Here is a 725-nt window from a genome sequence, read left to right as displayed (position 1 = left end):
ATTCATCGTGAGTTGATGACGGCTGCGGCGAGGTGGATCATTGCCTGGAAGCTCTGGTCTGTTTTTGCAGGCGCGCAGGGCGATGCGTTTTGAACTCCTTGAGCTTGCAGAAGAAATTCTCGATCAGATGACGCCATTTGTAGGTTTTCGTGGTCGATTTTTCAGCTTCAGTGCCCGGGCCGGGTGCTGGGAAATGACGATCCTGGCGCCTCTTTCGTTGAGTTCTGCGACCAGAGCGTTGCTGTCGAATGCCTTGTCTGCGATCAATCCACCGAATTCGACGTTGTCGATCAGTGGCGGGACCTCGATGCTGTCATAGCGATTGCCCGGCATGAGACGAAAGCGCACAAGGTTGCCCAAGGCATCCGTCAGCGCCAGAATTTTGGTTGTCATGCCACCTTTGGAACGGCCTATGGCCTGGCTTTGAGTCCCCCTTTTGCGCCCTGGCCGTGACGGTGGACCTTGACGATCGTGCCGTCGACCATGGCGTATTCCATATCGGGTTCATCAGATACCGCGTCGAAAATCCGTTTGAAAACATCAGCGCGACGCCAGTCGTTGAACCGGCGGTAGGCCGTGCTCCAGTTGCCAAACATCGAAGGCAGATCACGCCACGGACTGCCAGTACGGACAATCCAAAGCACCGCTTCCAGAAACAGCCGATTGTCCCGGCCGCTGCGGCCAGGGTCACTCGCCTTGCCAAGACAATGCGGTTCTATCCTCGC

The 725-nt window shown here is 56.6% G+C and carries 1 pseudogene; it reads right to left on the bottom strand.

Going from position 1 to position 725, the window contains the following annotated elements:
• Positions 1-2 precede the first annotated feature (2 nt).
• Positions 3-725 (bottom strand): annotated as a pseudogene (locus RT91_RS21855) (IS5 family transposase); the annotation flags it as partial.

The organism is Acidiphilium sp. JA12-A1, assembly GCF_000724705.2.
In the GTDB taxonomy this organism is placed as follows: domain Bacteria; phylum Pseudomonadota; class Alphaproteobacteria; order Acetobacterales; family Acetobacteraceae; genus Acidiphilium; species Acidiphilium multivorum.
The sequence above is the reverse complement of the archived record's forward strand: the minus strand, read 5'-3'. Positions and strand labels throughout refer to the sequence as shown.